Source organism: Novosphingobium oxfordense, from assembly GCF_044029435.1.
Taxonomy (GTDB): domain Bacteria; phylum Pseudomonadota; class Alphaproteobacteria; order Sphingomonadales; family Sphingomonadaceae; genus Novosphingobium.
Genome location: NZ_CP147005.1, coordinates 3053705 through 3073512, shown reverse-complemented (window position 1 = coordinate 3073512; position 19808 = coordinate 3053705). Strand labels below are relative to the sequence as shown.

The following is a 19808-nucleotide window of genomic DNA, read 5'->3' as shown; positions in this document are numbered from 1 at the left end:
GCGATCAATCGAGATTCGGGCGCAGCCAACGCTCGGCAGTGGCAAGGTCCACGCCGCGACGGCCGGCATAGTCCTCCAGCTGATCGCGGCCGATCCGGGCGACGCCGAAATACTGGCTGTCCGGGTGGCCGAAGTAGAAGCCGGAGACCGCCGCCGTCGGCAGCATGGCCTGGCTTTCGGTCAGGACGATTCCGGCGTTGTCGGAAGCCTTGAGCAGATCGAACAGGATCGGCTTCAGCGAATGGTCCGGGCAGGCCGGATAGCCGGGAGCCGGGCGGATGCCGCGATATTCCTCACGGATCAGCGCATGATTGGTGAACTGCTCGTCCGGCGCATAACCCCAGAGCGTGGTGCGCACGTGCTGGTGCAGACGTTCCGCAAAGGCTTCGGCAAAGCGGTCGGCCAGCGCCTTCAGCAGAATGTCCGAATAGTCGTCATGCGCGGCCTGGAAGCGTTCCAGATGCGGCTCGGTGCCGTGGATGCCCACCGCGAAGCCGCCCAGCCAGTCGTTTTCGGTATCGAGGAAGTCGGACAGGCAGAAGTTCGCACGGCCACGGCTCTTCTTGAACTGCTGGCGCAGGAAGGGCAGGCGCGTGCCGTCTTCGAGGAGGATGTCGTCCCCGTCGCGGTGCGCCGGCCAGAAGGCGCAGACGCCCTTGGCGGTAAGCCACTTTTCCTCGACGATCTTCGCCAGCATCGCCTGCGCATCGGCGAAGAGGTTGCGCGCGCTTTCGCCCACGATCTCGTCATCCAGAATGGCCGGGTAGGTGCCCGCCAGTTCCCAGGCGCGGAAGAACGGCGTCCAGTCGAACGTTTCGACCAGTTCGTTGAGGTCCCAGTCCTCGAACACATGGAGGCCGGGCTGCAGGGGTGCCTTGGGCTTGGCCGTGAAGTCCGGTGCGAAGGCGTTGGCGCGGGCGTCGACGATGGGCAGCAGTTCGCTCTGGCCCTTGCCTTCGCGTGCAATGCGCACCTTTTCGTACTCATCCGCCACCGAGGAGACGAACGGCACCGACTGCGTGTCGGACAGCAGCTGCGAGGCGACGCCGACCGCGCGGCTGGCGTCGAGCACGTGGACGACCGGGCCCTGGTAGGCTGGATCGATGCGCAGCGCGGTGTGGACCTTCGAAGTGGTGGCGCCGCCGATCAGCAGCGGGATCTTCATTTCCGCGCGCTGCATTTCCTCGGCCACGGTCACCATTTCGTCCAGCGAGGGGGTGATCAGGCCCGAGAGGCCGATGATATCCGCCTCGTTCTCGTTCGCGGATTCGAGGATCTTGCTCCACGGCACCATGACGCCAAGGTCGATCACTTCGTAGCCATTGCACTGGAGCACGACGCCGACGATGTTCTTGCCGATGTCATGGACGTCGCCCTTGACGGTGGCCATGATGATGCGGCCCTTCGCCTTGGTCTTGGCGTCCTTTTCCGCTTCGATGAAGGGGATCAGGTGGGCGACGGCCTTCTTCATCACGCGCGCGGACTTCACGACTTGCGGCAGGAACATCTTGCCGCTGCCGAACAGGTCACCCACCACGTTCATGCCGCCCATCAGCGGGCCTTCGATCACTTCGATCGGGCGGCCGCCGCGTGCGGCGATGGCGGCGCGGGCTTCCTCGGTATCCTCCACCACATAGGCATCGATGCCGCGCACCAGCGCATGTTCGATGCGCTTCACCACGTCCCAGCCGCGCCATTCCTCGGCCGCCTTTTCGGCGACGGCGTCCTTGCCCTTGAAGCCCTCGGCCAGTTCGATCAGCCGCTCTGTGGAGGTCTTGCCGTCCGCGTCCATGCCGGGGCGGCGCATCATGATGACGTCTTCGCACGCTTCGCGCAGGGCAGGGTCGATCTGGTCGTAGACGTCGAGCTGGCCGGCGTTGACGATCGCCATGTCGAGCCCGGCGGGGATCGCGTGGTAGAGGAAGACCGAGTGCATCGCGCGGCGCACCGGCTCGTTGCCGCGGAACGAGAACGAGAGGTTGGAGAGGCCGCCGGAGAAGTGGACGTGCGGGCAGGCCGCCTTGATCGCGGCCACTGCCTCGATGAAGTCCAGGCCGTAGCGGTCATGCTCCTCGATGCCGGTGGCGACGGCGAAGACGTTGGCGTCGAAGATGATATCCTCGGGCGGGAAGCCGATGCCGGTCAGCAGTTCATAGGCGCGCGTGCAGATCTCGATCTTGCGCTGCTTGGTGTCCGCCTGCCCGGTTTCGTCGAAGGCCATCACGACCACGGCGGCGCCATAGGCCATGCACTTGCGCGCCTGGGCCAGGAACGGCTCCACGCCTTCCTTCATCGAGATCGAATTGACGATCGGCTTGCCGGACACGCACTTCAGGCCGGCCTCGATCACGTCCCACTTGGAACTGTCCACCATCACCGGCACGCGCGCGATGTCAGGCTCGGCAGCGATCAGCTTGAGGTAGGTGGTCATCGCCTCGACCGCGTCGAGCAGACCTTCGTCCATGTTGACGTCGATCACCTGCGCGCCGTTTTCCACCTGCTGGCGGGCAACCTCGATGGCGGCGGGATAGTCGCCGGCCATGATGAGCTTCTTGAACTTGGCCGAGCCGGTGACGTTGGTGCGCTCGCCGATGTTGACGAAACGGGCGCCGGAAGCAGTCGAGGTCATGGGTGTTTCCGATTTTGAATTATTGGGCCCGGATCAACGGGCGGCCGCGGGCACGAGCGAGCGGGCCAGCACGAGGTCGTCGTAAGTCTTGCCGCCCACATCGAACCGGCGGGTGCCGATCTGTTCGAAGCCGTGCTTGGCATAGAAGGCGAGGGCGCGCAGGTTGTCGTCCTTCACGCCCAGCAGCAGGCGCTTGTGCCCTTCGGCCGCCTCCACCACCGTGCGCATCAGCGTGCCGGACATCAGCGAACCCTGGAAGCGGGAGAGCAGGTAGATGCGCTTCAGCTCCAGATCGCCGGCTTCCGCCTGTTCGAGTTCGGGTGTGCAGATCATCGCATACCCCACCGGCGCATCGCCCGGCTTCACTTCCGCCAGCCACGCCTTTGCGCCCTTGGCGAAATAGGCGCGGTAGGTGTCGGCCGAGTGGGCGATGCGGCAATGCTCGATGATGCCGGCACCGTCCACGGCGCCTGCGAAGGCTTCGAGGAAGGTTGCCGCGCCGACGAGCGCCAGCGCATCGGCATCGTCGGGCCCGGCCTGCCGGATGCGCCAGAGGGGTATGTCGTTCATGATCGGCCGCCCCGCCTCAGTCTGCCGGAACCGCGAAGGGTTCGAGGCCGGCCAGCCGGGTTTCCGGCTTCAGCGACGGAACGGGGCGTGGCGCCATGCCGGCAACCTTCCTGGCGATGGCGCCGATATGTGCCGGGGTGGAACCGCAGCAGCCGCCCAGAGCATTGACCTGACCGGCCACGGCCCATTCGCCGACGAAGCCCGCGGTCGTCTCGGGCATTTCGTCATAGGCGCCCAGCTCGTTGGGCAGGCCGGCGTTGGGATAGATCATGATCAGGGTGTCGGCGATTTCCGACAGCGTCTTCACATGCGGGCGCAGCTGGGTGGCACCGAACGAGCAGTTCAGGCCGATGGTAAGCGGCTTGGCATGGCGCACCGCGTACCAGAACGCTTCCACCGTGTGGCCGGAGAGGTTGCGGCCCGAAAGGTCGGTCAGCGTCATCGACAGCATGATCGGCACTTCGCGGCCCAGCTCGTCCTCAAGCTGGCGCACGGCCATGACGCCGGCCTTGGCGTTCAGCGTGTCGAACACCGTCTCGATCAGGATGAAGTCGGCGCCGCCTTCGACAAGGGCAGCGGCCTGTTCCTTGTAGACATCGACCAGTGTGTCCCAGTCGATCTCGCGATAGCCGGGATCGTTGACGTCGGGGCTGAGCGAGAGCGTCTTGTTGGTCGGCCCGATGGCACCGGCAACAAAGCGCGGCCTGATTATTCCATTCTTGGCATCTTTCGCCTCGAATTCATCAGCCAGACGGCGGGCGAGCTTGGCCGATTCGACGTTGATCTCACGAACCAGATGCTCGGCACCGTAATCGGCCTGGCTGATGCGGTTGGCCGAGAAGGTGTTGGTCTCGGCAATATCCGCACCGGCTTCGAAGTAGGCACGGTGAATCGCTTCCGGCACCTCGGGCTTGGTCAGCGCGAGGATGTCGTTGTTGCCCTTCTGCTCATGGCCGAGGCCAAGGCTGCCGGCATAGTCGGCTTCCGAGAGCTTCCAATTCTGGATCTCGGTACCGAAAGCGCCGTCGGTGACGAGGATGCGCTTGGCCGCCTCGGCTAGGAATTTGTCACGCGCGCTCATCATGCGCTCTCCTTCGGCCTCAGCCCGAGCAGCTGGCAGATCGCATAGGCCTGCTCAGCACGGTTGAGGGTGTAGAAATGAAAATCGCGAACGCCGCCTTCATAAAGGCCTCGGCACAAGTCGGCGGCGGCAACCGCGGCGACCAGTGCGCGCGGACCGGGGCGCTCGTCAAGGCCTTCGAACATGGCTTCCAGCCATGTCGGAATCTCGGTGTTGCCGGACATGCGGCGGATCGCGGCGAAGCTGGTCACCGGCATGATACCGGGCAGGATCGGTGCGCTGATCCCGGCGGCCAGCGCCTTGTCGAGAAAGCGGAAATAGGCCTCTTCGGAGAAGAAGAACTGTGTGATCGCGCGGTTGGCGCCAGCGTCGATCTTGCGCTTCAGGTTGTCCAGATCGCTCTGGGCGCTGAGCGCTTCCGGGTGGACTTCGGGATAGGCCGCCACGGAAATGTCGAAATCGTGCCGGGCCTTCACGCCTGCCACCAGATCGGCGGCGCTGGCATAGCCATCGGGATGCGGGGTGAAGACGCCGCCCTGGCTCGGCGGCGGATCGCCGCGCAGGGCGACGATGTGGCGCACGCCGGCTTCCCAGTATTGATCGACGATCTCGTCGATCTCGCCCTTGGTGGCGCCCACGCAGGTCAGGTGCGCAGCGGGGACGAGGCTGGTCTCGCGCACCAGGCGGGCGACGGTCGAATGCGTACGCTCACGCGTGGAGCCGCCGGCGCCGTACGTCACTGAGACGAACGAGGGGGCCAGCGGGGCAAGCTGGGTGATCGCGTCCCAAAGCTGCTCCTCCATCTTCTCCGTCTTGGGTGGGAAGAATTCGAAGGAGACGGAAATGTCGCCCGACAGACACCCGAATGCGGGGGTGTGGGTCGGTCGTTGAGCAGACGTCATGAGGTCGCAGTCTTTCTGTCGTTGGATTCGGTGTCGTTTGCGGCGGTCGTTTGCGGTGCCGGCTGGTCGGTGCGGCGGGCTGTCCAAATTTTAACCGTCAGCGGATCGCCGGGCAGCGTGACCGGGGCATCGGGCGTGAAGCCCGCATCCTCCAGCAGCGCGGCCATCTGATCGTCGGCGAAACCAAGGCGCGCGTGCGCGTGGCGCTCACGCAAGTCCTCGCGCTCGTGCGCGGCAAGATCGACCACGGCGATTCGCCCGTCCTTGCGGGTGACGCGCGCGGCTTCGGCCAGAACCGTGGCCGGCTCCTGCGCATAGTGCAGCACCTGGTGGAACATCAGCGTGTCGAACGCGCCGTCGGCGAAGGGCAGGGCGGTAAAGTCGCCCTGCACCAGCGAGAGCCGCTCCGGTGGCAAAGATTGCAAGCGTGCGCGCGCAATGCGCAACATTTCGGGGCTCTTGTCGAGCGCGGTCACGTGGCTGGATTTACCTGCCAGAAGCTCGGCAATGCGGCCGGTGCCGGTGCCGACGTCAAGCAGCGCGCCCAGCTTGTTGCGGCCCAGAGCGGACAGCAGCGCGGTTTCGACCGGCCCATCCGCACCGATGAGCTGACGCAGCGTGTCCCACTCCTCTGCATGGCGGGCGAAGTAGGCCTGCGCATTCGCCTCGCGCGCATCGCGAATGGCGGCCAACTGCCGGCGATCTTCTGCACAACGCGCGGCAAAAGCGGCATCGTCACGCTCGGCAAGCGCCAGCAGGCGCGCGGCGGCAGCGCCCATCGGCGGCTCTCCGCCCTCCTTGATAGCGCTACGCAGGAATACCCAGCTGCCTTCTTTGCGCCGCGCGGCAAGGCCGGCTTCGCACAGGATTCGGATATGACGGGAAACGCGCGGCTGGCTCTGCCCCAGCACTTGCGCCAGTTCGCCGACCGCCAGTTCCATATGCGCCAGCAAGCGCATCATCCGCAGGCGCGTCGGCTCCGAAAGGGCCCTTAGAAGCGGGTCGATTTGCATGGGAGGTCATATAAAGATATCTTTATATGTGTGCAAGCCTGAGGAATTCCGCCGGTTTTGGCCCCCTTACTTCCTATTTGCGTTGCACAAATGTCTCGTCTAAAGAATGCCCCGCAGGCTTGCCTGCAAGCGTTGGCCTGTGCGCCAAACAATGCAAGGGGATTCGCATGAAGAAGATTGCTTTTGCCGCGTTCGCGTCGGCTGCCGCTCTGTCGCTCGCTGCTTGCGGTGGCAACAAGCCCGCCGCAGACGCCACTTCGGAATCGGTTGAGACCGTTCCCGAAGAGACCATGGCCGCTACCACCGACGGTGCGACCGACGCTGCTACCGCGGCTGCCGAGTAATCCGGCCGGGGGCCCGGCAATCGCCGTTTCAGGCGAGGCGCCGGCCCCCAGTTGCTTTCCGCCCGAGGTTGCAAGCAGCCAAGGGACCAACGGAAAGTCCGTTGAAAGACGGAAAAAGCCCTCCCCGACGGGAGGGTTTTTTATTGCCTGCGCCGGGCGAATTTCCGGGTGCCGGCCGTAGTTGCAGTCGCAGTCGCGTCGGCGCGGCTTTCGCGAATCACGCCTGAGCGGCCTGGCCATTTTGCCGGGACGGGTTCTCGCGTGGAGGATGCGCGATTCGGATGCGCTGTCGCTGCGGCAATCGATCGCCGCGCCCTGCCGGCCGGGCGACATGCCCGGTTACCCAAGCTTGGAATAAAACCTCAGGATAAGACCCCGGGAAAACAAGGGCGGCGCACTGCACCGCCCCGTTATCGTCAGTGCGCGCCTTCGGCGTAGAAGCGCTGCATGTCGAGGCGCATCTGATGGAGCGCTTCGGGGTTCAGATAGACCATGTGGCCCGCCGGATAGTAGTGGAACTGCAGGTTCTGCTGCAGCGCCGCCGGCAGCATCATGTGCTTCAGGTCACGCTCGGTGGAGAAGAACGGCGTCGCCATGTCGTAATAGCCGTTGAGCGAGAGCACGCGCAGATGCGGATTGGTGCGCATCGCGCTGGACAGGTCCACCGTCACGTCGGCGACGTTCTGGTGGCGGCCATAGCCGGATGCAGGGCTTTCATGCGACCAGTCCCACTTGAACGCGCCGCCCTCGCTGGCGCTCAGGCGATAGTCGAGGTCGGTCTTGTAGCCCAGCTTGTTGCCCAGCATGTCGAGGAAGCTGCCGATGTAGAGGCCGCTGATCGCCGTGTCCGAAGCGTCGAATTCCGGACCTTCGCCCGCCGAATCGGCATCGACGCCCAGGTAGCGTCCATCGAATCGGCCCACCGTCTCGCGTTCGCCGCGCAGCAGTTCCTTGCGGAAGCGGTTGAGGTCGATCCGCAGGTTGGCCTGCTTGATGTAATCCACCGAAATGCCGGTGAAACGGCTCAACTGCTGGGCCACCGCGTCGCGTTCTTCAGGCGCGATGTCCTGCCCCTTGGCCAGCGCGCTGGCATAGGCGCCGTTGGCGAACTGGCGTGCCTGCTCGGTGAATTCGGCGACGGTGGCGGGGCGGTCCGCCACGCGGTTGTGGTACCAGGCGACGGCGGCGTAAGTCGGCAGATAGCCGACATAGACATTGTCAAAGCCCGACTGGCGCACGCCGTAGTTCATGATCGAGGAGAGCAGGACCACGCCGTTCAGCGCCATGCCGCGATCCTCAAGCTGGTAGGCCAGCGCGCCGGAGCGGGTGGTGCCGTAGCTTTCGCCGAAGATGTACTTGGGATCGCCCCAGCGGCCGTTCTTGGATACGTAGCGAAAGATCGCCTTGGCAAAGGCGTCGACGTCCTGGTCCACGCCGTAGAAGTCGGTCGGCTTGGCGTCGCCCAGCGGGCGCGAATAGCCGGCGCCGACCGCGTCGATGAACACCATGTCGGTGCTGCCGATCAGGCTGTCCGGATTGGGGCCGACATCGAAGGGCGCGGGGGCGACGGCGGTGGGATCCGTCGTGCGCACGCGTTCGGGGCCGAAGCTGCCCATGCGCAGCCACAGGCTCGCCGATCCCGGGCCGCCGTTGTAGAAGAACGTCAGCGGGCGGCGCTTACCCGGCGCGGTATAGGCGGTGTAGAACAGACTGGCGGTCGGCTTGCCCTGCGCATCGCGGATGGTCAGCGTGCCGGCGGTGGCGGTGTAGCTGATCGACTTGCCATCGACCGTGACCGAACCGTTGGAGGTCTTGACCGCTTCGTCCACGGGGGCGCTGGCCCAGCCGTTGGCGACGGCTTCGGCGGTCTTGGCCGCGTGCTGCTTTTCAGCGTCGGGCGTGTCGGTCTTCTGGGCGAGGACGGGTTGGGCGAGTGTCAGCGAGAGAAGCGAGGCGAAAGCCAGCTTTGCGGGAAGCCGCATGAGCAATCCTTTGATTTTGAAGGGTGCGAACCGGGGCGTATTGGTAATGCATCAGGGCTGTCGGGCAAGGGCATATGTTATACATTTCTGACAGTCCGGTACGGCCGCTGCGCGCAGAAAATTGACCTCTGCCGCTGCGCGCCGTAATCGCGCGGGCCATGACCGTCACCCGCTTCGCTCCCTCGCCCACCGGGCACCTTCACGTCGGCAATATTCGCACGGCGCTGCACAACTGGCTGCTGGCCAAACAGGCCGGGGGCAAGTTCCTGCTGCGCATCGACGATACCGATGCGGCGCGCTCCAAAGAGGAATATGTCGACGGCATCCGCGCCGATCTTGCTTGGCTGGGCATCGAATGGGCGGGTGAGGAGCGCCAGTCGGCCCGCTTCGCCCTCTATGAGCGGGAGTTCGAGCGGCTGAAGGCCGCTGGCCGCGTCTATCCCTGCTGGGAAACGCCGCAGGAACTGGAACTGAAGCGCAAGGTGCTGCTGGGGCGCGGGTTGCCGCCAATCTACGATCGCGGCGCGCTGAAGCTGAGCGAGGAGGAGAAGGCCGCGAAGATCGCCGCCGGAGATCTGCCGCATTGGCGTTTCCTGCTCGACCATGACGAGCCGATCACGTGGGAAGACGGTATTCGCGGCGCGCAGAAGTTCGATCCGGCGCAGATCAGCGATCCGGTGATCCGCCGCGCGGATGGATCGTGGCTCTACATGCTGCCCTCCGCCATCGACGATATCGACATGGGCGTCACGCAGATCCTGCGCGGCGAAGACCACGTTTCCAACACCGCCGCGCAAGTGCAGATGTTCACCGCGCTCGGCGCACCGGTTCCCGCCTTTGCGCACGAGGCGTTGCTGGTGGGCACCGAGGGCAAGCTGTCGAAGCGCCTCGGCTCGCTGGGCGTCGCCCATTTCCGTGAGATCGGCATCGAGCCGCAAGCAGTCGTCGCGCTGCTCGGCCGTCTGGGCACCAGCGATCCGGTCGATCCCGCGCTCGACGCGGCGGCGCTGGCGGCCGCCTTCGACCTTTCGCATTTCGGCCGAGCCCCGGCTCGCTTCGATGAGGCGGAACTGGAACGCGTCAATGCCGCCGTGGTTCATGCGCTGACTTTCGATGCCGTGCGCGCGCGCCTGCCCGAAGGCATGGATGCAGCGGGCTGGGACGTGGTGCGACCCAATCTTGCCCACGTTCACGAGGCGCACGACTGGTGGGGCGTCGTCACGGGACCGGTTGCGGCGCCCGCGCTTTCGGACGAGGACAAGGCCTTTGCCGTGCAGGCCGCCAAGGTCCTGCCGACGCTGGAATGGGACGAGGGTATTTGGAAGGCGCTGACCGGCGCGCTGAAGGATGCCACCGGCCGCAAGGGCAAGGCGCTGTTCCTGCCGCTTCGCCTTGCGCTTACCGGGATGGAGCATGGGCCGGACATGTCCGCGCTGCTGCCGCTGATCGGCCGCGATGCCGCGCTGGAGCGTCTGCGCGCGGCGGGCTGAGAAACCGCTCCTCGAAAAATGCGCGACCGGCGGGTGTACTTGGGCATCAATTGCCGTAAATCCCCGCCGAGTCGCAATTTTCGAAAAGGACGGGGCAAGTGACGGCAGATCGGGATACTCGCGCGAACGGGAGCGCGGGTTGATGAACGAATACCGTCGCAATGCGCGCATCCTCACCGCCAGCCTGGTCGGTACCGCGGTCGAGTTCTACGATTTCTACGTCTACGCCACCGCCGCCGCGCTGGTGTTCGGGCCGCTGTTCTTTCCTTCGCACTCGGCATCGATCCAGCAGCTCGCCGCCTACGCCAGCTTCGGCGTGGCCTTCGTCGCCCGGCCGGTAGGGGCGACGCTGTTCGGCCATTTCGGGGACCGCATCGGGCGCAAGTCCACACTCGTCGCCTCGCTGCTGCTGATGGGCGGCGCGACCGTCGCCATCGGCCTGCTGCCTACGTACGAGAGCGCCGGCTGGATCGCGCCGTTCCTGCTCTGCCTGATGCGCTTTGCGCAGGGCCTTGGCCTTGGCGGCGAATGGGGCGGCGCGGCGCTGCTGGCGGTGGAGAACGCCCCGCCCGGCTGGCGCGCGCGCTTCGGCATGTTCCCGCAATTGGGCGCGCCGGTGGGTTTTATTGCCGCTAACGGCCTGTTCCTGGTGCTGAGCCTGACCCTGTCCGAAGGCGATTTCGTGCGCTGGGGCTGGCGCATCCCGTTCCTGCTGAGCGCGGTGCTGGTCGGGCTGGGCCTGTGGATCCGCTTCCGCCTGACCGAAACGCCGTCCTTCGCAGCGATGCACGGAGAGCGGCCGAAATCGATCCCCATCGTCGAACTGTTCCGCACCCACATGCGCCAGACGCTGGCGGGCACGTTCGCAGTCGTCGCCTGCTTTGCGATCTATTACCTGACCACCGCTTTCGCGCTGGGCTACGGGACCAAGGAACTGGGCTACGACCGGCAGGCGTTCCTGGGCGTTCAGCTTTTCGCGATCCTGTTCATGGCGGTGGGCATCGTGCTGGCGGGCTATGCGGCGGATCGCTGGTCTTCGCGCGGCGTGCTGATCGCGGGCAGCGCCGGGGCCATTGTCGTCGGCCTGCTGATGGGGCCGATGTTTGCCGCAGGATCGCTGGCAGCGATTGCCGCTTTCCTTTCGCTCGGCCTGTTCACGATGGGCTTCGTCTACGGCCCGCTCGCATCGCTGCTGCCGCAGCTGTTCGACGCGCGGGTGCGCTACACGGGATCGTCGATCGCTTTCAACGTCGGCGGCATCTTGGGGGGAGGCTTCGCGCCGGCGATTGCGCAGGGGCTGGTGGACAAGGGCGGGGTGTTGTTCGTGGGCCTCTATATCTCGGTTGCCGCCGTGCTCAGCCTGATCGGCTTGCTCTGCGTGCCGCGCCATACCGAGGCGGCGTTCTCCGGCTAATTCCAATTCGGCGCGCTCGATAGCTGCGATCCGATTCCATGCGTTTTTCCTGCCTCTTCCAGCCGGTCATAACCGAGCCTAGGAAAAGTCAGGATTGAGACAAGCATGAGCATTCTGGGAGTTGAGAGCGTCCTGTTCGGCGTGGCGGACGTGGCCGAACATACGCGGTTCTGGACCGACTTCGGCCTGCCGCTGGAAAGCGCGAGTGCGGATGAGGCCGTGTTCCGCCTCGCCTCGGGCAGCCGGGTGATCGTGTTGCGCCACGGCGACGCCCGCCTGCCGAGCCCGGACCCGTTCCCGGGCGACGGGTTGAAGGAAACCGTCTGGGGCGTCGATACGGCGGAAAACCTTGAAAGCATCGCGGCCAGCCTTGCCGCCGAGGTTGCCGTAGCGCGCGACGCGGACGGCACCGTCCACGCCGTCTGCCCCGATGGCCAGCCAGTGGCGCTGCGCGTGTGGGACAAGCGTGCGTTCCATTCGGAGGCCAGCCCGGTCAACACCCCGGCCAGCTATCCGCGCTTCAACCAGCATCGAATCTGGCGCCAGAAGGCGGTGCCCAAGACGATCAACCATGTCGTGTTCTTCTCGCCCGACTATGTCGGCAGCTTCGAATTCTACGAACGCCACTTCGGCTTCCGCTATGTCGATCATTCGAAAGGCACCGGCATCTTCGCGCGCGCGGGCGGCACCTATGAGCATCACTCGATCTTCTGGGTGAACTGCGATCTTCCCATCGCGCCGAACCACTTCAAGTTCATGCACATCGCCTTCGGCATGGACGATATCGACGAAGTGATGCTGGGCGCCAACATCATGGAGAAGAAGGGCTGGAAGAACGAGAGCATGAACAGCTCCGGCGGCATCTCCCGCCACCGCATTTCCAGCGCGATCTATTACTACTGCGACATGCCCGGAAAGGCGGGCGAGGCCGAGTACCATGCCGATACCGACTATCTGGACGATAACTGGGTGCCGCGCGCCTGGGATTTCCGCTTCGGCTCGCTGCTCTGGTCGAACAATGCGCCGCCGATCTTCCGGGGCGACAACATTCCCTGGGACATGGCCTTCGACGCGGACCGCGCCAGCTTCGAACCGTTCCGCAAGGCCAAGCCCGGCAAACGGCCGATCGACGGCAAGCTCAGCGAACTGACGGAGGATGATGAGCACGCGATCTAGGCGGGTCATTCCATCGGGAATTCAACGATGCGGCCGGCGTGCGACTTGCACGCCGGCCGCAGTCGTATAAATTGGAATCATAATTCTTGATTGGGAGGGGCTGGTGCATTCACGCCGGAATTTCGTGGTGTCCTGCGGGGCGATTGTGGGCGGTGCGATGCTGCCGGGACTGGCCCGCGCGGCGGCCTATCGACAGATTCCGCAGCGCGCTTCGGCCCGCGTAATCATCGACAACGATTTCGCCGGCGATCCGGACGGTCTGGTGGCGCTTGCGCACCAGTTGCTGACGCCCAAGACGCGCACGGTGCTGGTCACATCCTCCGCGCTCGATCCGAAGTTGGTGGGCAACGTCCCCGTCGGAACCACCGCCGCTGCTGGACGTGCGACAGCGGAGGAACTGATCCGCCGCGCCGGGATCAAGACCCCGCCGCCGGTCAAGGCCGGATCGGAAGTGCTCGGTGCGGCGCAGCCCGAAGCGAGCGAGGCGGCGCGGGCGATCGTGGCAGAGGTGATGCGCGACGACCCCTTGCCGCTGTTCTTCACTTGCGGAGGGCCGCTCACCAATCTTGCGGCGGCACTGCGGCTGGAACCGAAGATCGCCGCGCGCATGACGGTGATCTGGATCGGCGGCGGCGCCTATCCGGCGGGTGGCTGGGAATACAATCTCTCCGCCGACATTCCTGCTGCCCGGGCGGTGATCGAGGAATCGAAAGTGCCGCTCTGGCAGATCCCGCAGGATGCCTATCGCCAGATGCAGTTCTCGGTCGCCGAACTGGCCGAGCAGCTTCGCCCGATCTCACCCTTCGGTGAATGGCTCTACGACAAGTTCACCACGCCGCCCTCGTTCGTGGACGTAGGCGGAAGCTGGCCGCTGGGGGATAGCCCCACGGTGCTGCTCAGCGCCATTTCGCAGGAGAGCAGCACGCATGTGGACCTGCCCGCACGGCGCATCAAACCCGACTGCACCTACGGCGAGGAGATCGCCGGACGGACGGTGCGGGTGTTCCGGACTCTGGATGCGCGGCTGACTTTCGGGGACTTCTTCGCCTTGATGCGCCTCCACGCGAAAGGCGAAGTCTGACTTTCGCTAGTCGAAGTCGGCCGCTTCCCCCGGCAGTAGAGGGACGAAGGCGGCCGGATCGATCCCGCGTTCCGCAAGGCCTGCGCGCAGGCGCTCCGCCGGGTCGTCGCGTGGTTCGTCGGTCAGCTTGAAGGTGCCCCAGTGCATGCCCACGGCGGCGCGGGCGCCAAGGTCGAGCATGATCTGGATCGCCTCTTCCGGATCGGTGTGCTGCGCGGCCATGAACCAGCGCGGATCGTAGGCACCGATCGGCAGCAGGGCGACATCCGGCGCGCCGAAATCTTCGCGCAGGCGGCGGAAGATATTGCCGGTGCCGTATCCGGTGTCGCCTGCGAAGTAGACCAGCCGTGCGCCGACACGCAGCATAAAGCCGCCCCACAGCGCCATCCGCCGGTCACCCATCCCGCGGGAGGACCAGTGGAGGGCGGGAACGATGTGGGCTCGCGCGCCGGGCGCGATGTCGAGCGCGTCGCCCCAGTCACCTGCGGAAATCCGCGCCGTGGGGATGTGGCGCAGGATGATGCCGTCGTTGCCCAGCGGGGTGACGATCAGCGGCTTGTGCCGGTCATGCAGCGCTTTGAGCGTCGCCACGTCGAGATGATCGTAGTGGTTGTGCGAGAGCAGGATCGCATCGATCGGCGGCAGGTCTTCGATGCGCACGCCCGGCGCGGTTACGCGCTTCGGACCGGCGAACTGCACCGGGCTTGCCCGCTCCGACCACACGGGATCGGTCAGCACGTTCAGCCCGCCGATCTGGATGAGCATGGTGGCGTGGCCGACCATGGTCACGCGCAGGCCTTCCACCCGATCTTCGGGCACTATCGGCGTGACGGGCACGCTTTTCGGCCATTGCGTCGACGGGGCGGTGCGCCGCCAGCGCAGGATATCGCGAAAGGACCGGTCGGTTTTCGGCTCGCCGGCGGGGTTGAGAAAGCGCGTGCCGTCGAAATGATCGGTGACGGGTCCGGTATAGTAGCGATTGCGATCTGGCATCTGAGGGCGACCTCCGCAGGCCATGTAGGAACGGCCTGCGGAAGTGCGAGAGTTGGAACCGCGTTAAATCAACGCGAAGTGCTCGACGGAGGGCGTGCCCACGAAAAACGGTCCGGCCAGCGCGCGCCAGGCCTGGAAGCCTTCGGACTCGCGGAAATCGACCATGTGCGCCTCCACGCTCTCCCACCCGACGACGAGGTGATAGCGCTCCGGGTTTTCCACCGAGCGATGCAGCGCGAAGGAGACGAAGCCCTTGGCCGCTTCGAAATGCGGCTGTGCCTCTGCCACGGTGGCTTCGAAATCGGCGGCGCGGGCGGGATCGATGGTGAGAGTGGCGACTTCGTGGATCACAGGTTCGGCTCCTCGACGAATTCGATCAGGTTGCCCGCGCAATCGCGGATGAAACAGCCTTTGCCGAAAGCCTCACGCACCACGAAGGCGATGTCCGCCTGCTTGGCTTCCATCTCCGTCAGGAATTCCTCCAGATCCTCCACGCGGAAGGCCACGTGCTTGTTGCCGTGGGTCTTGAGGTCGCGCGGGGGGAAGCGGCGGTCTTCGGGGAGGGCGGCGGCGCCCTCCACTTCGAAGATCTCGAACCGCAGCGGCCCTTTGCGGACCATGGCGGTGTGGGACTTTGCGGCTTCGATGTAGAACTTCTTCTCGACCTCGAAGCCCAGCACGCGGCCGTACCAGTCGATCGCTTCGTCAAGGCTGGGGACCGAGACGCCCCCGTGGTGGAAAGTGAATTCAGCCATGGCTCTTCTCTTCGGAGATGTTCTTCTCTTGTGCAATGAAGCGTTCCAGCAGCCGCCGCGCACGGGTGCCGCCCAGGTCGATGCCCAGCGAGAGGGGTTTCTCGCTCCAGAAATCGCGGCCTTTCACATTGGCGTAGGCGGCCTCGATCATTGGCTTGTCCTCCTGATCGAAGGCTTCTCCGAACAGCGCCTTGAGCGCGACGTCGGTCTCTTCGGAATCGAGATCGTCGTAGCGGGTGGAGGACCAGAAATAATGCGTTTCGTGCTCGTTCGCTGGCGTTAGGATATGCGCCTGTGGCACTTCGAAGCCGCTCTCCCGCCCCGTGCCATGCGGACAGACGCCGACCGTGAGCCGCATCGCGGCGGGTGCGTTCCAGCGCATGTCCAGCCAGTGGTCGACTTTCGCATCGGCGGGGAAATGCGGCCGCGCGACGGAGGGCGGCGGGATATCGGGCATCCACCAATTGGAATGGAGCGTGCGATCCTCAACCTCCACCGCGTGCTTGCCGGCGAAGATCACGCCTTGCCCGGCAAAGGTGCCCTTGTGGACGAACTCGATGTGGGAGAGGTCCAGCAGGTTGTCGGTGCCGTATTCGTAATTCGCCTTCATCAGCGTGTATCCGCGCACGGTGCGGCTGTGCGGGGTATCGGGCACGAAGGAGAAGTCTGGGATCAGCGCCGCATCGGCCGTATCCGGATCGCCGCCCCAGAGCCAGACGATGCCATCGCGTTCGGCGGCGGCGAAGCGCGGTATCGTCGATCCCGCCGGGATGCGGTCGGCAAAGGGATTGCGCACGCAGTGCCCGTCCGGCGCGAAGGCGAGGCCGTGATAGCCGCAGACCACCACGTCCCCCTCGCGCGATCCCTTCGACAGCGGCGCGAAGCGGTGCGGGCAACGATCCAGCAGGGCGGCCAGCGAACCGTCCTCCAGCCGGTAAAGATAGACCGGCCGGTCAAGGATACGGCGGGACAGGCCGGTTTCTCCGACTTCGTCGGACCAGCCTGCCATGTACCAGCAATTGCGCAGATATCGTTCCATTTCGCGGCCTCTCCCTGGGGCTCTTTAACAGGCCTTTCTTGTTCTTGAGGCAGGATGAGTCAGCCCATCTCTGCAAAAGTCTCCGCGCACCAGTCGGCGATGTAGTCGCGCATGCCGGTGCCGTTGTCGGCGCCGCAGTGCTCCACTTCGAAATCCTTTTTGATGAAGACTCGAAGCGTGCGCTTGGGGCTGTTCACCGCCTGATCGTAGCTGAGCTGGGCGTTGAAGGCGGGGATCTGGCGATCGTTCTCACCATGGGTGATCAGGAAGGGGACGCGGATCTTCTCCACCTGACCGTCCAGCGTGATCTGGTCCGCATATTCGAGGAAGGCATCGCGGTTATTGATGCCGAAAACCCACATGACGTGATCCCAGTAGTGCGGCACCGGGTTTTCGCCCTCATTGGCGACGCGTTCGCGTTGGCGGCGGCCCCAGACGTGGTTGGCGCCCATCACCGCGCATAGCGCATAGCGCGGCTCATTGGCGGCGATGCGCGGGGCGTGGTAGCCGCCGAAGGAGAGGCCGAAAATGCCGATCCGGTCATGGATCACGTCGTCGCGCGTCAGCAGGTATTCGAGCGCGGGCGTGCCCCAGCGTTCGCCGTCGAAAACGGCGGGAAGGCCGCGCTTGCGGATCGCTTCGCCAGTGCCGGGCTGGTCGACGAACAGGGTGTTCATGCCCCGCTCCAGATTCGAGTGGCCGTGGCCCGCCATGCAGACCTGCTCCTTCATCGAATCGAGCCCGTTGACCGAAACCAGCGTGGGGCGCGGCGTGCCGGAACCGTCGTGGACGAAGATGCCGGTATAGGCGCCATCTTCGTAGGGGATTTCCACCTTGTCGATGTGCAGCCCGCGCAGCTTTGCACCCTTGTGGAAGAGTTCCAGCCCCTTGTCGTAAGCCGCCCAGCGCGGGGCATAGTCGCGGCTCTGCATGCGCTCGGCAGCGAGGTAGTAGCCCGAGGCGCGAAGATACTTGGTGCCGGCGGAGAGCAGGTAGCCTGCCGCCTCGTCGGCCTCGGCATTGGCGCAGACCTGATCGGCGACGGCGATCCAGCTATCGAACATCTGCGCGGAGCCGGCATCGGCACCGGCCTTGCTGGCTTCCATGATCGGGCGGTTGGCCTCGTCGATCTCGCCATAGTTGCCGCCGCAGGCGAGCGCGAGGTTGGTGGCGAGGTTCCAGACGTAGTTTCCGGGAAACGGTTCGAACATGATCTATCCTGCGATTTTCAGATGATTATTCGGCAGTCCAGCCGCCATCGACGACGAGGCTGGTGCCGGTCATGAGCGCGGAAGCGTCGGAAGCGAGGAACAGCACCGCGCCCATCAGATCCTCCACCTGGCCGATGCGGCCCAGCTTGATCTTGGAAAGGACGCTGGCCTTGAAGGCTTCGTCTTCGAAAAACGGCTTGGTCAGCGGGGTCTCGATGAAAGTCGGGGCGATGGTGTTGGAACGGATGCCGTGGGGGGCAAGGTCCAGCGCCATGGCCTTGTTCATGCCTTCCAGCGCCCACTTGCTGGCGCAGTAGAGCGAACGGTTCGGCCCGCCGACATGCCCCATCTGGCTGCCCATGTGGATCAGGCTGCCTTGGGTGCCGGTTTCGATCATCCGCTTCACGCAGGACTGCGCCACGAAGAAGGCGGACTTGAGATTGAGATCGAGCACGGCGTCGTAATCGTCCTCGCTCACTTCCCACATCGGCTTGGGCCGGTTGGTACCGGCGTTGTTGACGAGGACGTGGAACGGCTCTCGGCTTTCGAAGAACGCGGCGACAGCGTCGAGGTTGGAGACATCCAGCGTCGCGGCCTCCGCGCCATTGCCGATTTCGACGGCGGCGGCCTCGATCTCGGCCGAGGTGCGGGCGACGAGCGTGACCTCGGCGCCCGCGGCAGCCAGCGCGGCGGCGGCGCCGAGGCCGATGCCCCGGCCCGCCCCGGTCACCACAGCCCGTCGTCCGTCAAGGCGCAGGCTCGGCGTCTGCGGGATCGCCATGATCAGGCCGCCGTTTCGGGTGTCGGCTCGGCCTGCCCGGCATAGGGCACGTTGCGGCCGCCGAAGCGGCGCACGCGGATGTTGGCCTGTTCGCCATGCCCCGCGAAGCCTTCCAGCGCACAGAGGCGTGAGCAGTATTCGCCGATCAGCGCCGACGCCTCATCGGTGGTGACGCGCTGGTAGGTGCAGGTCTTCAGGAACTTTCCGACCCACAGACCGCCCGTGTAGCGCGCGGACTTCTTGGTGGGCAGCGTGTGGTTGGTGCCGATCACCTTGTCGCCGAAGCTGACATTGGTGCGGTTCCCCAGGAACAGCGCGCCGTAGTTGGTCATGTTGTTCAGGAAGTAATCCGGATCGGCGGTCATCACCTGCACGTGCTCGCTGGCGATCTCGTCGGCGACCTTGACCATTTCCTCGTAGCTGTCGGTCACGATCACTTCGCCGAAAGTCTCCCACGCCTTGCGCGCATGGTCGGCGGTGGGAAGGATCTGGAGCAGGCGGTCGATCTCGGCCATGGTCGCGCGGGCGAACTTTTCGGAATTGGTCAGCAGCACGCCGGGGCTGTCCGGGCCGTGCTCGACTTGGCCGAGGATATCGGTGGCGGCGATTTCAGGATCGCAGCCGATCTCGTCCGCGATGATGAGGGTTTCGGTCGGTCCGGCGAACAGGTCGATGCCGACGCGGCCGAAAAGCTGGCGCTTGGCCTCGGCGACGAAGGCGTTCCCGGGGCCGACCAGGATGTCGACCGGGTCGATGCTCTGCGTGCCGATCGCCATGGCGCCCACGGCCTGAATACCGCCCAACGCATAGATCGCATCGGCGCCGGCCATGGCCTGCGCGGCGACGATGGCGCGTGCCGGCTGGCCCTGAAACGGCGGGGCGCAAGTGATGACGCGCTTCACGCCCGCGACCTTGGCGGTGATCACCGACATGTGGGCGGAAGCGAGCAGTGGATACTTGCCGCCCGGCACGTAGCAGCCCGCTGAATTGAGCGGGATGTTCTTGTGGCCCAGCACGACGCCGGGGAGCGTCTCGACCTCGACATCCTTCATCGAATCGCGCTGGATCTGGGCGAAGTTCTTCACCTGTGCCTGCGCGAACTCGATGTCCTTGCGTTCCTGCGGGGTCAGGCTGTCGACGCAGGCGTCGATCTCGGCCTGGCTGAGGCGATAGTCGTCGCGGTCCCAGCCGTCGAACTTGATCGACATGTCGCGCACCGCTTCGTCGCCGCGCTTCTCGATATCGGCGAGCGCCGCCTCGACGATGTCGCGGACCTTGCGGTCTGCGTCTGCCTTTGCCTCGGCAGTGGCGCCGCGCTTCAGCCAGATGGCCATGATATTCTCCCGA

The 19808-nt window shown here is 65.2% G+C and carries 18 protein-coding genes; 5 read left to right on the top strand and 13 right to left on the bottom strand.

The genetic code is table 11. The annotated features are described in order from the left end of the window. Positions 1 to 4: 4 nt before the first annotated feature. From metH to WBP07_RS14545, 5 genes are read right to left on the bottom strand one after another with little or no spacing between them, the layout of a single operon-like run. Positions 5 to 2629, bottom strand: a complete 2625-nt coding sequence (metH, locus tag WBP07_RS14565) for a methionine synthase (protein WP_395392118.1) — start codon at positions 2627 to 2629, stop codon at positions 5 to 7. A gap of 33 nt (positions 2630 to 2662) precedes the next feature. Continuing rightward, positions 2663 to 3199, bottom strand: a complete 537-nt coding sequence (locus tag WBP07_RS14560; protein ID WP_395392117.1) for a GNAT family N-acetyltransferase — start codon at positions 3197 to 3199, stop codon at positions 2663 to 2665. 16 nt (positions 3200 to 3215) lie between these two features. Then, a complete protein-coding gene (locus WBP07_RS14555; RefSeq protein WP_395395800.1) occupies positions 3216 to 4280 on the bottom strand; it encodes a homocysteine S-methyltransferase family protein in 1065 nt (354 codons plus the stop codon). Then, on the bottom strand, positions 4280 to 5182 hold the full coding sequence (metF, locus tag WBP07_RS14550; RefSeq protein WP_395392115.1) for a methylenetetrahydrofolate reductase [NAD(P)H]: 903 nt from the start codon (positions 5180 to 5182) through the stop codon (positions 4280 to 4282). The genes WBP07_RS14555 and metF overlap by 1 nt, the downstream gene beginning before the upstream one ends. After that, positions 5179 to 6195, bottom strand: a complete 1017-nt coding sequence (locus tag WBP07_RS14545; RefSeq protein WP_395392113.1) for an ArsR/SmtB family transcription factor — start codon at positions 6193 to 6195, stop codon at positions 5179 to 5181. The genes metF and WBP07_RS14545 overlap by 4 nt, the downstream gene beginning before the upstream one ends. A gap of 167 nt (positions 6196 to 6362) precedes the next feature. Here WBP07_RS14545 and WBP07_RS14540 point away from each other — a divergent pair, with 167 nt between their 5' ends. After that, the gene (locus WBP07_RS14540) at positions 6363 to 6539 is read left to right on the top strand and encodes a hypothetical protein (RefSeq protein WP_185928626.1); all 177 of its coding nucleotides are present in this window, start codon (positions 6363 to 6365) and stop codon (positions 6537 to 6539) included. Between the two features lie 416 nt (positions 6540 to 6955). Here the strand turns inward: WBP07_RS14540 and WBP07_RS14535 are convergent, their stop codons facing one another. Further along, complete coding sequence (locus WBP07_RS14535) at positions 6956 to 8521, bottom strand: S10 family peptidase (protein WP_395392111.1); 1566 nt, start codon at positions 8519 to 8521, stop codon at positions 6956 to 6958. A 158-nt stretch (positions 8522 to 8679) separates the two neighbouring features. Between WBP07_RS14535 and gltX the strand changes: the two genes are divergently transcribed. From gltX to WBP07_RS14515, 4 genes are all read left to right on the top strand, one after another. Continuing rightward, the gene (gltX, locus tag WBP07_RS14530) at positions 8680 to 10011 is read left to right on the top strand and encodes a glutamate--tRNA ligase (RefSeq protein WP_395392109.1); all 1332 of its coding nucleotides are present in this window, start codon (positions 8680 to 8682) and stop codon (positions 10009 to 10011) included. 142 nt (positions 10012 to 10153) lie between these two features. Further along, the gene (locus WBP07_RS14525) at positions 10154 to 11425 is read left to right on the top strand and encodes an MFS transporter (RefSeq protein WP_395392107.1); all 1272 of its coding nucleotides are present in this window, start codon (positions 10154 to 10156) and stop codon (positions 11423 to 11425) included. A gap of 105 nt (positions 11426 to 11530) precedes the next feature. Next, positions 11531 to 12601 (top strand): VOC family protein, encoded by a 1071-nt coding sequence (locus WBP07_RS14520; protein WP_395392105.1) that lies wholly within the window; start codon positions 11531 to 11533, stop codon positions 12599 to 12601. A 103-nt stretch (positions 12602 to 12704) separates the two neighbouring features. Continuing rightward, positions 12705 to 13682 (top strand): nucleoside hydrolase, encoded by a 978-nt coding sequence (locus WBP07_RS14515; RefSeq protein WP_395392103.1) that lies wholly within the window; start codon positions 12705 to 12707, stop codon positions 13680 to 13682. A 6-nt stretch (positions 13683 to 13688) separates the two neighbouring features. On the opposite strand, the gene WBP07_RS14510 is transcribed toward WBP07_RS14515, so the two are convergent. The 7 genes from WBP07_RS14510 to hisD all read right to left on the bottom strand — a co-directional run bounded on the left by WBP07_RS14510 (position 13689) and on the right by hisD (position 19795). Continuing rightward, positions 13689 to 14675, bottom strand: a complete 987-nt coding sequence (locus tag WBP07_RS14510; RefSeq protein ID WP_395392102.1) for an MBL fold metallo-hydrolase — start codon at positions 14673 to 14675, stop codon at positions 13689 to 13691. A gap of 63 nt (positions 14676 to 14738) precedes the next feature. Next, positions 14739 to 15026: an antibiotic biosynthesis monooxygenase family protein gene (locus WBP07_RS14505; RefSeq protein WP_395392100.1), complete on the bottom strand. Its 288-nt coding sequence runs from the start codon at positions 15024 to 15026 to the stop codon at positions 14739 to 14741. Next, complete coding sequence (locus WBP07_RS14500) at positions 15023 to 15430, bottom strand: VOC family protein (protein ID WP_395392098.1); 408 nt, start codon at positions 15428 to 15430, stop codon at positions 15023 to 15025. The genes WBP07_RS14505 and WBP07_RS14500 overlap by 4 nt, the downstream gene beginning before the upstream one ends. Next, positions 15423 to 16469: a Rieske 2Fe-2S domain-containing protein gene (locus tag WBP07_RS14495; RefSeq protein WP_395392096.1), complete on the bottom strand. Its 1047-nt coding sequence runs from the start codon at positions 16467 to 16469 to the stop codon at positions 15423 to 15425. The genes WBP07_RS14500 and WBP07_RS14495 overlap by 8 nt, the downstream gene beginning before the upstream one ends. 59 nt (positions 16470 to 16528) lie before the next feature. Beyond that, entirely contained in the window at positions 16529 to 17680 is a 1152-nt protein-coding gene (locus WBP07_RS14490; RefSeq protein ID WP_395392094.1) for an alpha/beta hydrolase, read from the bottom strand. A 25-nt stretch (positions 17681 to 17705) separates the two neighbouring features. Then, the gene (locus tag WBP07_RS14485; protein ID WP_395392092.1) at positions 17706 to 18461 is read right to left on the bottom strand and encodes an SDR family NAD(P)-dependent oxidoreductase; all 756 of its coding nucleotides are present in this window, start codon (positions 18459 to 18461) and stop codon (positions 17706 to 17708) included. Between the two features lie 2 nt (positions 18462 to 18463). Next, a complete protein-coding gene (gene hisD, locus WBP07_RS14480; RefSeq protein ID WP_395392091.1) occupies positions 18464 to 19795 on the bottom strand; it encodes a histidinol dehydrogenase in 1332 nt (443 codons plus the stop codon). Between the last annotated feature and the right edge of the window lie 13 nt (positions 19796 to 19808).